This is a genomic window from Pseudomonas cannabina (genome assembly GCF_900100365.1).
GTDB lineage: Bacteria > Pseudomonadota > Gammaproteobacteria > Pseudomonadales > Pseudomonadaceae > Aquipseudomonas > Aquipseudomonas cannabina.
Window position 1 is genome coordinate 2,545,653 of sequence record NZ_FNKU01000001.1, and the last position, 15,925, is coordinate 2,561,577.

Here is a 15,925-nt window from a genome sequence, read left to right on the forward strand (position 1 = left end):
CCTGTGATGCATGCAGGCCGCACTCACGGACACTGACGAGACCCACCATGACCCGCAAAACTGAAAGCCTCGCCCGGGAAACCCTGAGGATCCTCAAGCCGTTCTGGTGGCTGGTGGCGTTGTCGACTGTGCTCGGGATCGTCAGTGGCCTCAGCGTCACCGGCCTGCTGGCCACCATCAATAATGCGCTGAACATGCCCGGCGGCCCCGATGCCTATACCGCATGGCTGTTTGCCGGGCTGTGCGTGCTGACCCTGGCCTGCTCGACGCTGTCCAACCTGTCGACCAACTACGTCGGCCAGCGCGTGGTCGCCAACCTGCGCCGCGAGCTGGCCGCCAAAGTACTGGTCGCGCCCATCGAGCAACTGGAGCGCTATCGCTCGCACCGTTTGATCCCGGTGCTGCTCAACGACGTCAACACCATCAGCACTTTCGCCCTGTCGGTCGCGCCGATGGTGATTTCGTTCACGGTCACCCTGGGCTGCCTGACCTATCTGGCGCTGTTGTCGTGGCAGATTCTGGCCCTGACCGTGCTCACCGTGGTGCTCGGCACCGGCGCGCAGTACCTGGCTCATGCGTTCGGCATGCGCAGCATTCTGGCCGCGCGTAACAGCGAAGACGAACTGCAGAAGCATTATCAGGCGCTGTCCGCTGGTGCCAAGGAACTGCGTATTCAGCGCAAACGCCGTCAGCACATGCTCGACGAAAAGATCCACGGCGCTACCGAAAACATCTGCCGCTCGAACATTCGCGCCGCCAACATCTTTGTCAGTGCCGAAACCTTCGGCTCGATGCTGTTCTTTGCCGTGATCGGCATGGCCATCGCCTTCCAGGCCATGTGGCCGACCACCGAGAAAACCGTGCTGGGCGGCTTCGTGTTGGTGATGCTGTACATGAAAGGACCACTGGAGCGTCTGATTACCGCCCTGCCCGGCATCAGCCGCGCGCAGATCGCCATGCGCCGCATCGCCGAACTGTCGTGGAAATTTTCCAGCCCCGAACCGCACCTGCTGGTCAGCGACCGCCCTAATTCACTGGCCAATATGCAGACCCTGGAACTGCGCAACCTGCGCTACGACTACCCGCCGGTCGAAGGCGGCGACGCGTTCCATCTCGGCCCGGTGGACCTGAGCATCAAACAGGGCGATATCGTGTTCATCGTCGGCGAGAACGGTTGTGGCAAGACCACGCTGATCAAGCTGCTGCTGGGCCTGTACAAGCCGCAACAGGGTGAAGTCCGCCTGAATGGCGAGGCTGTGATTCCGGAGAATCTCGACGATTATCGCCAGTTGTTCACCACGATCTTCGCCGATTACTACCTGTTCGATGAGCCGCTGCAGGGTGAGGCCGCATTGCCGCAAGACGCCGGCAAATACTTGGAGCGTCTGGACATCGCGCACAAGGTCAGCATCAAGGACGGCGCGTTTACCACCACCGACCTGTCCACCGGCCAGCGCAAGCGCCTGGCACTCATCAATGCCTGGCTGGACGAGCGTCAGGTGCTGGTCTTCGACGAGTGGGCCGCTGATCAGGACCCGGCATTCCGTCGGGTGTTCTACACCGAGCTGCTGCCGGAATTGAAGCAGCAGGGCAAGACCATCATCGTCATTTCCCACGACGACCGCTACTTCTACATCGCCGATCAACTGGTGCGCATGCAGGCGGGCCAGATTGAGGTCGAGCAAGCGCAGAGCCAAACCGCACAAGCCTGAATCATCGACATTGAAACGCCCCGCCCGGCCTGTCCGCGAGCGGGGCTTTTTCTTGTCCGGAGAAGTGACGCGCGGCCAAAGCGGATAGCCAAGAGCCATCTTTTTTCGGGATTTGTGAAAAATTCAGTAAATAATCGTTAATCGCTTTCGTTCTCATTAACAGCGAACTGCGTGCCCAGCCATTTCCCCGCGCGGCGCTTTATAAGTTGCGCTTGCCTGCCCGGTCGACGGCTGAACCCGACTGCGCAGGCCCGAACAACGCTCCCGATCTCCTTGCCGATACCCACTGGAAAGAGCCAATTCATGCACAACCCGTCACGCCTCACCCCGCTCAGCAACGCGCTGCTGCTCCGTCAGATGTTCCGTTCCCGGCCATCCATGGCGGCCATGGGTCTTGCGTTCTGCATGCCAGTCGCCCCGCAGGCGCAGGAAGCTGCCACCGAAGGCTCGGCCACGACGGGCTCGGTCACTCTGGCGCCGACCGCGATCGATTCGCAGTACCTGGGCACGACCACCGACGGCACCGGTTCGTATACCACCGGCGCAGTGAGTATTGGCAAGGGCGCGCCGCAGTCGCTGCGTGAAACACCGCAATCGGTGACCGTAGTGACGCGGCAGGTCATGGACGACAGCAACCTCACCAGCCTCAGCGATGTGCTGGAAGACACGCCCGGCATCACTTTCCAGTACCGCAACTTTGGCGGTCACGTGTACACCTCGCGCGGCTTCTCGCTGCTGGCAGAAAGCTTCCTGATCGACGGCATTGGCGGTCAGGGTTATCAGATCACCGGCTGGATGCAGCCGGATATGGCCATTTATGACCGCGTGGAAGTGCTGCGCGGTGCGTCCGGCCTGCTGGTCGGCGCCGGTCAGCCTGGTGGCGCGGTCAATCTGGTGCGCAAACGCCCGACGGCCGACAACAAGTTCTCGATCACTACCCGTGCCGGTTCCTGGGACCAGTACCGTGTCGATCTGGACGGCAGCGGCAAGCTCAACGATTCGGGCACCCTGCGCGGGCGCATGGTCGCGGCCTATGACGACAGCGGTTCCTACCTCGACGGCCGCGACAGCCGCACCCCGCTGCTGTACGGCATCGTCGAAGCCGACGTGAGCGATGACACCACCCTGACCATGAGCCTGCGTCGTCAGGAGCAGGTCATCAACGGCTACTCGATCTACGGCCTGCCACGCTACAGCAACGGCCAGTCGCTGGGCCTGTCGCGTTCGACCAACCTGGCGCAGAAGTGGAACCGCCACGAGAGCGACATGACCGAGGCGTTCACCGAAGTCGCGCACCGCTTCAATGAAGACTGGACCAGCAAGACGTCGCTGACGTATTCGCAGGGCGGGTTTGATCAGACGATTGCGTATGCACGCGGAGCGGTCGATCCGGCTACGTTGGCGGGATCTACTTTCCAGAGCACGCTCTTCCGCAAGGACGAAGTGAACAGCACTGGTCTCAATAGCCAGTTGGAAGGTAATTTCAACGCCTTTGGCCTGGAGCATCAGGTAACACTCGGCGCTGACTGGTCAAGACAGGAGGCCAACTCGCATCAGGCTACTGCGCGGACCCGGTCGCCAATCAATATCTTCGACGTCAACCAGAACGCTTTCGCCAAACCTGCGCGTCCGGCCTGGACCACCGACATCGACACCACCGAAGAACGCGCGGGGCTGTACGCCAACACGCGTATTCACCTGAGCGAACCCTTGAGTGTGGTGCTGGGCACTCGTCTGAGCTGGTATGACTACAAGTACGACGTCAAGACCGGAGCGGCAACCAGTTACGAGTCCACGCAGACCCAGGAATTCACCCCGTTTGCGGGCGTTATCTACGACATCAACGACAGCTGGTCGTGGTACGCCAGCTATGCCGATATCTTCACACCGCAGGCCAACTATGTAACCGCTGGCGGCTCGCCGCTGGACCCGGCGATCGGCTCCAACTACGAAACCGGTTTCAAGGGTGAACTGTTCGACAAGCGCATGAACCTGTCGATGGCGCTGTTCTACATCAAGCAGAAGGATGTGGCCGGTGTCGACGTAAACACCACTCAGCTCTGCCCGACCAGCTCCGACGGCTCCTGCTACCTGCAGGACGGCATCAGCCGCAGCAAGGGTGTCGACGTCGAAGCCAGCGGCGAAGTGCTGCCGGGTCTGCAAGTGTTCGGCGGCTATACCTACAACATGCTGCGCAACAACGGTGACTCGGATGTTACCTATGAAACGCCGAAACACATGCTGCGCCTCAACACCAGCTACAACCTGCCGGGCGCCTGGAACCGCCTGACCCTGGGCACCGGCGTGTCGGCGGATTCGGGCTACGAAGTGCCGTCCAACAAACAGCTGGGCGTCGCCGGCAAGGCCATCTGGGATGCGCGGGCCTCGTGGAAACTGGATGAGAACTGGAAGGTGTCGCTCAACGCCGAAAACCTCTTCGACCGCAAGTACTACACCACCTCGATCGCCACCGACCGCTCCAACGTCTACGGCGAACCGCGCAGTTATGTCCTGACCTTGCGGGGTGATTTCTGATCTGAGTCCAGGCTTTTGATTCTGGCCGAAGGCCGTGATGGAACCCCCCGTGGGAGCGAGCTTGCTCGCGAAAGCAATGGTTCAAATACCCTGGTTCCCGGGGCTGCACCGGACTATTCGCGAGCAAGCTCGCTCCCACAGATTTTTTGTATAACGAGCAAACATCTGCATACCAACAATCACCCGCAAATACATTATCCTGCACCCTCGATTTCAACGAGCCATCCCTCCCATGCCAACACCCTCCAACCGTCTGCGCACAGGACGCGTGAAAACGTGTGTCTTGCGTCTGGGCGGGCTGGTGCTGGCATTGGCTTTTCAGGGCGAGGCGCTGGCTGAAGAGTTCGAGTTCGACATTCCCGCACAGGCCCTGAACAGCGCCCTCAAGGAACTGGGGCGGCAAGGCGATCTGCAAATTCTTTACAACCCCGACGATGTGAGCGGCAAGCTCGGCAGTGCGGTGCACGGCAAGTTGACGCCTGAACAGGCGGTCACGGATCTGCTGGAAAAAGCCGGTGTGGCGCACAGTTTCGAGGCCAACACCCTGATTCTCGGTGCCGCCGCTTCTGCGCAGCCCATGAGCCTGGGGCCGGTGGCGATCAAAGGCGACCATTTCGGCATCACCAGCGAGGGCAGCGGTTCGTATGCGGCCACCGGAATCAGCATCAACAAGACCGCACAATCGTTGCGCGATACCGCGCAGTCGATCACCGTCGTGACCCGCCAGTTAATGAACGACAAGAACCTCACCGGTCTCGACGAGGTGATGGCGCAAACGCCAGGCATTACCTTTTCACAACGCAATTTCGGCTCTCATGTGTTCAGCTCACGCGGCTTTGCGCTGGAGGACGAGAGCTACACCATCGATGGCGTGGCCGGCTGGATGACCCCGGACATGGAAATCTACGACCGCGTCGAAGTGCTGCGCGGCGCTGCCGGGCTGCTGATCGGTGCGGGCAACCCCGGTGGCGCAGTGAATCTGGTGCGCAAGCGGCCGACCGCAATACCGCAGCTGTCGATCACAACCCGCGCCGGGAGTTGGGACCAGTACCGTGTCGACCTGGACGGCAGCAGTAAACTCAACGAGTCGGGCAGCGTGCGCGGGCGCTTTGTAACCTCTTACGAAGACCGTGGCTCTTTCATCGACGGGCTGCAAAAAACCGCGCCGCTGCTGTACGGCATTCTGCAAACCGACCTGAGCGAAGACACCACACTGACCCTGGGCTTGCGCCATCAGAGTGCGGACATTCATGGCTTTTCGATTTTCGGCCTGCCCCGCTACAGCAACGGCAGGGCTGTCGATCTGTCGCGTTCGACCTCGCTGGCCCAGGACTGGAATCGCCACCAGACGCGGACCGACGAAGTGTTCAGCGAGCTGGAAACGCATTTTGACGAGAACTGGAGCGGCACACTGTCGGCGACCCACTCCGAGGGCGCGTTCGACCAGAAAGTCGCCTATGCACAAGGCGCCATCGACCCTGCAACGCAGAGCGGTTCGCGACTGGTCAAAACCCTGTTTCGCTCGGACACACTGCAAAGCGACGGTTTTGACAGCCATCTGGACGGTCGTTTCGACGCCTTCGGCCTGACCCACCAGTTAACGGTCGGTGGCAATTGGTCCGAGCAAAATCGTGATTCGCGCTATGCCACCGTCAACGCCAATCAGCCGCTGGACATCTTCAACCCGGACCACAACGCGATTGCCGAACCTGCGCGCCCGGCCTGGCGCAGTACCGACTACAGCGACAAGCGTTATGGCGTTTACAGCAACCTGCGCCTGAGCCTGACCGAGTCGTTGAGCCTGGTCATGGGCGGGCGAGTCAGCTGGTATGACTATCAGAGCCAGTCCGCAGGCGTGACCGCTCGCGCCCAGGAGGACAATCAGGTTACGCCGTTCGTGGGGGTGATCTACGACCTGGACCGCGACTGGTCGTGGTACGCCAGCTACACCGATATCTTTCTGCCACAGAGCGGTTATCGAACCGCATCCGGCGCGCTACTCGACCCGGCCATCGGTGCCAGCCATGAAACCGGTATCAAGGGCGAACTGTTCGACAAGCGCCTGAACGTGTCTTTTGCGCTGTTCTATGTGAAACAGAAAGACGTGGCAGTCGAGGACGAAGCCCATGCGGGGCAGTGCCTGAGCAACGACGCTTACGGCACGTGCTACCTCAATGGTGACATCCGGCGCAGCAAGGGTTTCGACATGGCAATCAGCGGTGAACCACTGCCTGGGTTACAGACCCTGGCCGGTTACACCTTCAACCTTACGCGTGGCAGCGACGGGCAATCGATTTCAGCAGAAACACCCCGGCACATGGTGCGCCTGTCCAGCAGCTACATCCTGCCCGGCAGCTGGCGTAGCCTGACTGTCGGTGGCGGTGTCTCGGCGCAAAGCGGCTACTCGGCACACGCGTCGACTCAGCCTATCGACAACCCCGGCCGCGCCATCTGGGACGCGCGGGCCTCGTGGAAAATCGACGAACACTGGTCGGTGGCGCTCAACGGCAACAACCTGCTGGATCGCAAATACTACAAGGCCACCGGCGACATCGACCGCGGCAACTACTACGGCGACCCGCGCAACTACGTCCTGACGTTGCGCGGGGATTTTTAGCAGACTGGCGATCAAGACCGGACGCAGAGCGTCCAGAACAGCATGTCTCCTAGTGGGAGCGGACCGGGCGACGCTTCGCTTATCCGCGAAGGCGGCAGTTCAGACGATATATTTTCGGAGAATGCCTAAGCCCTTTCGCGGACAAGTCCGCTCCCACGGGGGCCGGTATGCCCCTCTATTTACTGCCGTTTCCCGGCAGACCCAACAAAAGCGAAGTGTCGCCCGATCCGCTTCTACAGGTGGGAGTGCCGTTCGTGACGCTCTGCGTCACACAAGCCGTTCGGCAAGCCCCTGCAGAAACGCTTCCGCGAGCACCACGTTGTCGTGCCGCTGATCAACCGTTGTCGAGCTGCGCAGTCCGTTCACCGAGCATTGTTCAAGCAGCACCGTTTCAGCCCTGGCAATCTGCCCTGGCGCTCGGCTCTGCCCGGCCCACCAGCAATCGGCCTGTACGTTGAGCTTTTTCAGGGTGAACGCCTGGCTCAGCTGCGCGTTGGCTTCCAGCAGTTTGTAACCGGTTTCGATCTCATCCTGCACAGCGATGTCCTGGAAGACGCTGCGCAGGCTGTCGGTGTTCATTCCGGCTTGCTGTGCAACCTTGTCGACCACCCAGTCAATCACCTCACCCTCGCTGGACACCGACTGCCGGGCGGTTTCGATCAGGCCGACAATCGACGCCTCCTGCAAGCCCGGCACAAACGCCTGCAAGCTTTTGATCAGGCTGCGGTAGTAATTTTCGCCCTGTTTCTGTGTGGTGACTTCAGGCGCTTCCTCGACCCATTCCATGCCCAGCGACGTAGGCAGTTGGGTGTCCACCAGTCCGAGGAAACTCACCGTATTGCCGTCACGCTCCAGCACATGCGCCACCTCGATGGCCAGCGCGCCGCCCATTGACCAGCCCAGCAAATTGTAAGGCCCGTGCGGCTGTGTCGCGCGGATCTGCTCGACGTAATAATCGACCATTTCCTGCCAGGACGTATCGAACCAGCCCGGCACCACGTAGGCCTTGTTGACCAGCCCGTAAACCGGTCGGCGGTCGCTCAATTGGCCCGCCAGCGGGTAATACGAGTACGTCCCGCCGCCCCCCGGTGGCAGGCAAAACAGCGGCGCAGCGTCCGATTGATTGGCGTTCATGGCGATGACGGCTGATTTGACTTTAGCCTCATCGGCACGCATGAAATCAGCCAGTTCGCCGAGGGTCTGCATCAGCAGGAAATCATGCAGCTTGATGGAGATCTCGAACGTCTCGCGAATCCTCCCCGCCAGCGAAACCGCCAGCAGCGAATGACCGCCCAGCGCGAAGAAGTTGTCGTTCAGCCCTACCCGCTCGACCTGCAACACCTGCTGCCACAGCGCCGCCAGACGCTGCTCGAATTCCGTACGCGGTGCGACGTAACCCTGCTGCGACTGGCTGACATCCGGTTTCGGCAGTGCGCGGCGATCCAGCTTGCCGTTGGCGGTCAGCGGCATCGCATCAATGAAGACAAACCAGGTTGGCACCATATAGTCCGGCACGTGAGCCTTGAGGTGCCTCTTCAAGGCTTCGCGCAGAACATCCGGCTCTTGACCTGCATCGGTCGGCACCAGATACGCCACAAGCTGTTTGCCGGACGGCCCATCGATATCGATCACATTGGCTTCGCGCACACCGGCATGCTCATGCAGACGCGCTTCGATTTCGCCCAGCTCGATGCGCAGGCCACGAATCTTCACCTGATGATCGATGCGCCCCGCGTATTCGATAACGCCTGCATCACGATAACGTGCCAGGTCGCCGGTGCGATAAAGCCGTCCGCCACCCTGCTCGTCAAACGGATCGGGCACGAAGCGCTCGGCTGTCAGCGCCGCACGGTTGTGATAACCCCGCGCCAGCCCGACGCCACCCAGGTACAACTCTGCCGCCACACCTTGCGCAGCGGGCAGCAGGCCGTCGTCAAAAATGTGGGTTTTCAGGTTATCGATGGGCCGACCAATCGGCACGCTGAGTACGTCGTCCGTGGAACACGTCCAGTGAGTGACGTCAATCGCGGCTTCGGTCGGGCCGTACAGGTTGAACAAACCGGCCTGCGGCAGACGCTTGAGCACCTGACTGGCGAGTTCGGCAGGCAATGCTTCACCGCTGCACACCACACGACGCAGGCTGTGACAGCTTTCCACCTGCGGATGGGTCATAAACGCCTGCAGCATCGACGGCACAAAATGCAGGGTCGTGACCTCATGTTGGCGGATAGTCTGCACCAGCCGCTCGGGGTCGCGATGGTCGCCCGGCAGCGCCACCGCCAGACGAGCACCAGCCATGAGCGGCCAGAAGAACTCCCAGACCGACACGTCGAAACTGAACGGGGTTTTCTGCAAAACGGTACCGGATTCATTCAGCCCGTAAGCCTTTTGCATCCAGTGCAAACGGTTGACCAGGGCGCGATGGCTGTTGCCTGCGCCCTTGGGCTTGCCGGTCGAGCCGGAGGTGTAAATCACGTAGGCCAGATTCTGCGGATGAGTCAGGTTGACCGGGTTGGCAGCGCTGTAACCTTCAAGCCAGTCGCCGTCCTGATCCAGGCACAGACTCTGCACTTGAACCGGCAGGCGCTCCAGCAGTGCGCTTTGGGTCAGCAGCAAACCAATCCCGCTGTCCTGCATCATGTACGCCAGCCGATCCTCGGGGTAATCCGGGTCCAGCGGCACATAGGCGCCACCGGCCTTGATGATCGCCAGCAAACCGATCACCAGTTCCAGGCTGCGCTCGACACAAATCCCCACCAGCACGTCCGGCCCGACGCCCGCTTCACGCAAGCGGTGGGCGAGCTGGTTGGCGCGGGCATTGAGTTGCGCGTAGCTCAGTTGTTCAGCCGCAAAAATCAGCGCCGGGGCGTCTGGTGTGACCAGCACCTGGGCTTCGATCAGGCTGTGCAGGCATTGCTCGCTCGGGAAGTCGGCAGTCGTGGCGTTCCAGTCGTGGACAATCTGCTGCTGTTGATGATCATCCAACAACGCCAGCTCGCCAATCGCCGCCTGCGGATCACGCACCAACGCTTGCAAAACCTGCCGCAGATGCGCCGACAACTGCGCCATGTGTTGCTCGCTGAAATGCTGGCGGGCATAGCTGAAACGCATCGACAACGTTTCGCCCAGGTTGACCACCAACGTCAGCGGGTAATGAGTCTGCTCCTGCGTGTGCAGGCCGCCAAACACCAGCCCCTGCGGCGCAGACTGCTGTAATGCCTCGGACACCGGGTAGTTTTCGAACACCAGAATGGTGTCGAACAACGCCTCGCCAGCACTGCGTGCCCAACGCTGAATGTCGTACAGCGGCGTGTGTTCATACTCGCGCAGGGCGATGTTCTTCGCCTGCACTTGCTGCACCCAGTCCGCCACCCGCTGTTCCGGGCGCGGGCTGGCGATGACCGGCAAGGTATTGATGAACAACCCCAGTTGCTCTTCGACGCCCGGCAGTTCAGCCGGGCGCCCGGCCACGGTTGCGCCGAAGGTCACGCTGGATTGGCCGGTGTAGCGTTGCAGCACCAGCAGCCAGGCCGACTGCACCAGCGTGTTGAGGGTGACGCGCTGCTCACGGGCGAACTCGCTCAACTGGCGGGTGCTGTCGGCGTCGATCAGTTGCAAGTAATCGCCATGCCCCTGCCCGTTCTCGGGCGCTTTGAACGCCTGAACCAGCCGGGTCGGCTCGTCCAGCCCGGCCAGTTGGCCGGTCCAGAAGCGCTCGCTGAGCGCAGCATCCTGACGTTGCAGCCATTCGATGTAATCGCGATAACGGCTGACTTGTCTCGGCAGCGTCTGGCCGCTGTAGCGTTGCAGCACTTCGCCCAGCAAGCGCGAGCTGCTCCAGCCGTCCATGAGGATGTGATGGCTGGTGTAAATCAGTTGATGCCTCTGCTCGCCGGTTCGCAGCACAGCTAGGCGCAGCAACGGCCCTTGGGCCAGATCGAAGCCCTGCTGGCGGTCCGCATTCGCCCAATCGTCTATCCATTCGCCTGATTGCGCACGGGCATCCAGTTCGACAAACGGCATGCTGACATCGCGCAACACCACTTGCAGCGACTGCTCAAGATGGCTGACAAACCCGCTGCGCAGCACTTCGTGGGCACCCAGTGTGGCCTGCCAGGCGGCGCGGAAACGCGGCACGTCCAGGCCGCTGACCTCGACGCGCATCTGGTTGATGTAATTGCCTGCTTCCTGCTCGAACAGGGTGTGAAACAGCATGCCCTGCTGCATCGGCGCCAGCGGGTAGATGTCTTCGATCTGCGCCGCAGGCATCGGCAAACGGCTTAGCTGCGACTGGGTAAGGCGCGCCAGCGGGAAGTCCGACGGGGTCACGCCAGCCACGCCTTCGGTGGTGCAATGGGCAATTAATTGTTGCAGTTCAAACGCGTATTCGTCGGCCAGTCGCTGCACGGTGTCACGTTCAAATACCGCACCGCTGAAGGTCCAGCTCAGGCGCAATTCGCCGCCATACACCTGACCATTGATGCTGAGCGGCGCAGCCAGTGGCGCATCGGCACTCTGCGACGCGCCGCTGCTGTCGGTCGAAGGCGTGAACAGCGCGCCCTGTGCGTCAAAGCTGCCGTCGAACTGGCCCAGGTAGTTGAACACGATGCTGCCCTGCGGCAACGCTTGCAAAGTCTGCCGCGCCGATTCGCTGCCCAGATAGCGCAGCGCGCCGTAACCAATGCCCTTGTCAGGCACTGCGCGCAGCTGTTCCTTGATGGTCATGATCGAATCGGCCAGCGTGGCCTGCGGGGTGAGCCTGACCGGGTACAGGTTGCTGAACCAGCCGACCGTGCGGGTGATGTCCAGCGCGTCGAACAGGTCTTCGCGGCCATGCCCTTCCAGACGAATCAGCGCGTGCGGCTGCGCAGTCCAGCGGCTGACCACCCGCGCCAGCGCGGTCAGCAGCAGGTCGTTGATCTGCGTGCGATAGGCCGCTGGCGCATCTTGCAGCAGTTGCCGGGTCAGTTCGCCATTCAATTGCGTGACCACCGACAGCGCGTGTTTCTGCTGCTGGCCGCCGTGTGGATGATCGCACGGCAAAGCGTCGCTGACGTCCTGCAACTGCGCTTGCCAGTAATCCAGTTCCTGTTCCAGCGCCGGGCTGTGCGCATAGGCCTGCAACTGCTCGGCCCAGCTTTTCAGCGAGCTGGTTTTCGCCGGCAGCAACGGTGGCCTGCCTGCCGCCGTGGCGACATACGCCTGTTGCAGGTCTTCCAGCAACACCCGCCACGACACGCCGTCCACTGCCAAATGGTGAATCACCAACAGCAAGCGCTGCTCGCCCTGCGGCAGGTCGATCAGCACCGCACGCAGCAACGGACCGTTTTTCAGGTCCAGGCTGCGTTGCGCTTCTTCAGCCAGTTCGCTCAGGCGTTCGACACTGTCCAGCTCGTGGGTCCACAGCACGTCACGCGTGTTCAGCGCGCCGAATGTGGCCTGCCACTGGCCGTCTTGCTGCGTGAACCCGAGGCGCAATGCGTCGTGCTGTTCGATCAGCGCGGTAAGTGCCGCTTGAAGAGGGGTTGCATCCAGCGTTTGCAGGGGTTTGAGCATCAGCGCCTGGTTCCAGTGCTGACGCTCGGGGATGTCCAGTTCGAAGAAGCGCGCCTGAATCGGCAGCAACGGCAGCGAACCACTGACCTGTTCTGCCGCCGCAGCGGGCTTTTTCTCGATCAGTTTGGCCACCGAAGCCAGTTGGCCGATGGTCTGTTTCTCGAACAACTGCTTGGGGCTGAGCTTGATGCCCTGGCGCTTGGCGCGGGCGATGATTTGCAGACTGAGGATCGAATCGCCACCCAGTTCAAAGAAATTGTCGGTGCTGCCGACCTGCTCCAGCTTCAGCACATCGGCCCAGACGGCAGCGAGTTTTTCCTCGATCTCACCGACCGGTGCGGTGTAGCGTTGTTTGACCACGCCCGGCTTGGGCAGGGCGCGCTTGTCGAGCTTGCCGTTGGCGGTCAGTGGCAGCCTGTCGAGCAGCAGGATCTGCGCGGGCACCAGGTATTCCGGCAGGCGCGCCGCCAGCTGCTCGCGCAGAGATTCAACGTTCAGGCGCGCACCGGCCGCTGCGACGCAGTACGCCACCAGTTGCAGGCGTGTTTCGTCGCTCTCCAGCGGCTGGGCCAGCACCACGGCTTCGGCGACGTTTTCCAGGGTTTGCAACAACTGCCCGACTTCGCCGGGCTCGACCCGGTAACCACGGATTTTCACCTGATCGTCCGCACGGCCGAGGTATTCCAGCACGCCGTCCACCCAACGCGCTCGGTCGCCTGCCCGGTACAGACGTTGACCATCGGCGTCCGGGTCCGGCACGAAACGTTCGGCGGTCATCGCCACACGGCCCAGATAGCCCTGCGCCAATCCGCGACCGCCCAGATACAGCTCGCCCGCCACACGCTCGGCAACCGGGTTCAGGTAGGCGTCCAGCACCCGCGCCTTGCCATTGGCCAGAGGCTGACCGACCGGCACGCTGCGGCAGGCGCTCAGACGCTCGGCCACTTCATGAGTGAGGATGCCGACTGTGGTTTCGGTCGGGCCATAGTGATTGACGATGCGGCAGCCCGGTTTCAGCGCACGGACCTGCTCGATCAACGCCCAGGAACTGGCCTCGCCGCCCAGCATCAGCAACTGGCTCGGCAGCACGTCGGCCGGGTTGGCGGCTTGCAGCAAGCCCTGCAAATGGCTAGGCACAATCTTCAACACTTCAACCTGATGCTCGGCCATGTAACGGGCGAAACCGTCAGGGTCGAATGCCTGTTCGTGGGACAGCAAATGCAGCGGGCGACCGGACGCCAGGGCACCGAACAGCAGCGTATGGCCCAGGTCTGCGGCGACCGTCGAGACCATCGCCATGCTCGCCCCGTCCTCCAGCGACAGGCGCGCAAGCACGCCCTGCACGTAGTCGGCCAGCGCGCCGTGGCTGATTACCACGCCCTTTGGCTGCCCGGTCGATCCGGAGGTATAGATGATGTACGCCGGTTGCTCGGGCAGGACCTGAATATCCAGCGCCTGACTGTCGACGTCAGCCCACAGCGCGGCCTCGAACGCCAGCACCGGGCATACGCCAAGCTGCGCAGCCTTGTCGTCGCCGGACGCATGAATCAGCAGCACCGCGCCACTGTCACGAACCAGTTGCTGCAAACGCTCGGCGGGCTGCGCGCTGTCCAGCGGCAGGTACACAGCACCGAGTTTGAGCACCGCCAGCAGGCTGACCACCCACTCCACCGAGCGGTCCAGGCACAGCGCAACGGTCATGCCCGGCTGGATGTCCTGGCTTTGCAAGTAGCGGGCGAACTGGTTGCTGCGTTGTTCAAGTTCGTCAAAGCTCAACACCTGCTGGCCAACGCGCAAGGCGGTCTTACCGCGCCCGATGTGCAGGCCCTGTTGCCACAGGCTGAGAAAATCGCCGCAAGCAAAATCAACAGCCAGCTCAGCGACTGGTAACGAAATGGTTTGCGGCTGATCGGCCAGACGCTGGTCGGTGTCGGCGACCAGCGCTTGCAGCACAGCGCGCAGTGCGTCGGCCATGCGCTCGATGGTCGGTGGCTCGAACAGGTCGGTGGCGTAGGTGAAATAGCCGCGAATGCCGCCCGGCGTGTCGGTGAAGTCGAACGCCAGATCAAAGCGCGCATCGCTGCTGCCCATCGGAAACGCGTCGACGGTCAGGCCCGCCACACGCTGCCCGCTGTCTTCGGCGGCCAGCAGATGCTGGTTGATCTTGAACTGGAACAGCGGGTTGTGGCCCAGGTTGCGTTCCGGGGCCAACGCATCCACCAGGTGCTCAAACGGCAGTTCCTGATGCGACTGGGCACCAGTAACGACCTGTTTCACCTGATCCAGCAGCTCAGCAAAGCTCTGTCGCTCATCCACTTGAACGCGCAGCACTTGAGTGTTGATGAAGAAGCCGATCAGCCCTTCCAGTTCGCTGCGGGTGCGCCCGGCGTTGGGCGCGCCGATACGAATGTCGGCCTGACCGCTGAAGCGCGACAGCACCACCGACAGCGCCGCCAGTATCAGCATGAACACGGTCTGGCCGCTGTTGCGCGCCTGGGCTTTCAGTTGTGCGGACAGGTGTTCCGGCAGATCGACACGCACAGTTGCGCCGCGCTGACTGGGCTGCAGCGGACGCTCGTGGTCCAGCGGCAGGCTCAACAACGGATGCTCGCTGCCCAGTTGCTGTTTCCAGTAATCCAGTTGTCGCTCGCCCTCCCCGGCCTCCAGCCATGCGCGTTGCCAGATCGCATAGTCGGCGTACTGAATCGCCAGCGCAGGCAATTGCGCGGGCTGGCCGGACACCTGCGCCTGATACAGCTGCACACATTCGCGAATCAGCACTTCGCCGGACCAGCCATCGGACACGATGTGATGCATGCACACGGTCAAAACGTGTTCGGTGTCGCCCAGTTGAAACAGCTTGAAGCGCAGCAAGGTGCCGCTCAGCAGATCGAATGGCTTGTGCAGCTCGGCACGCACCTGGCTTTCGATGTCGCCGGGTTCAACTGAAGCAAACTCAAGGGCGACGGTCGCCTGCTGAAGAATCTCCTGATAGAACGCGCCGTCCTCGGAAACAAACCGCGTGCGCAGGGTTTCGTGGCGCAGCACCAGTTGGTCCAGTGCTGCGCTCAACGCCTGGCGGTCCAGCGGACCATTGAGGCGCACCGCCATAGGCACGTTGTAAGCAGCGTTGTCCAGTTCCATCTGCCAGAGGAACAGCATGCGCTGCTGCGCGTAGGACAGTGGAATGCGTGCTGCGTCGTGCCGGGTGACGGCGATGGGCAGCAGTTTGAAGCTCTGCCCGGTCTCGTGCATTTTAGCGAGGATCTGCCGACGCTGTTCGACGGGCAACCCGGTGAAACGCTGGGCGATACGCTCTGCTGCAGACTTGTCCATGTCAGATACCCGCCATTTCATTCATCATTTTTTCGATATCGGACAAGCCGTCCTCGGTCAGCGACAGGCCACTGCTGGCGAAGGCCTGAATAAATTCGTTCAATTGCGGTTTCTCGAAAATCAGGCGCAGCGGGATGTCGATCCCTAGGGAGACGCTGATTTATTCTAA

The 15,925-nt window shown here is 61.8% G+C and carries 4 protein-coding genes and 1 pseudogene; 3 read left to right on the top strand and 2 right to left on the bottom strand.

Annotated features, from left to right (window positions below):
* The first annotated feature begins 47 nt into the window (after window positions 1-47).
* The 3 genes from BLT55_RS11950 (at window position 48) to BLT55_RS11965 (ending at window position 6,864) form a co-directional block, all read left to right on the top strand.
* Window positions 48-1,712 (top strand): cyclic peptide export ABC transporter, encoded by a 1,665-nt coding sequence (locus BLT55_RS11950; protein WP_055000547.1) that lies wholly within the window; start codon window positions 48-50, stop codon window positions 1,710-1,712.
* Window positions 1,713-2,015: 303 nt separating this feature from the next.
* A complete protein-coding gene (locus tag BLT55_RS11960; RefSeq protein WP_055000548.1) occupies window positions 2,016-4,247 on the top strand; it encodes a TonB-dependent siderophore receptor in 2,232 nt (743 codons plus the stop codon).
* A gap of 232 nt (window positions 4,248-4,479) precedes the next feature.
* A complete protein-coding gene (locus tag BLT55_RS11965; RefSeq protein ID WP_055000549.1) occupies window positions 4,480-6,864 on the top strand; it encodes a TonB-dependent siderophore receptor in 2,385 nt (794 codons plus the stop codon).
* A gap of 267 nt (window positions 6,865-7,131) precedes the next feature.
* Here BLT55_RS11965 and BLT55_RS11970 read toward each other — a convergent pair whose 3' ends face one another.
* Window positions 7,132-15,756 carry an amino acid adenylation domain-containing protein gene (locus BLT55_RS11970; RefSeq protein ID WP_083379493.1) on the bottom strand — a complete coding sequence of 2,875 codons (8,625 nt, stop codon included), beginning with the start codon at window positions 15,754-15,756 and terminating at the stop codon, window positions 7,132-7,134.
* Window position 15,757: 1 nt separating this feature from the next.
* Window positions 15,758-15,901: pseudogene (locus tag BLT55_RS35100) on the bottom strand (phosphopantetheine-binding protein); the annotation flags it as partial.
* Window positions 15,902-15,925 lie beyond the last annotated feature (24 nt).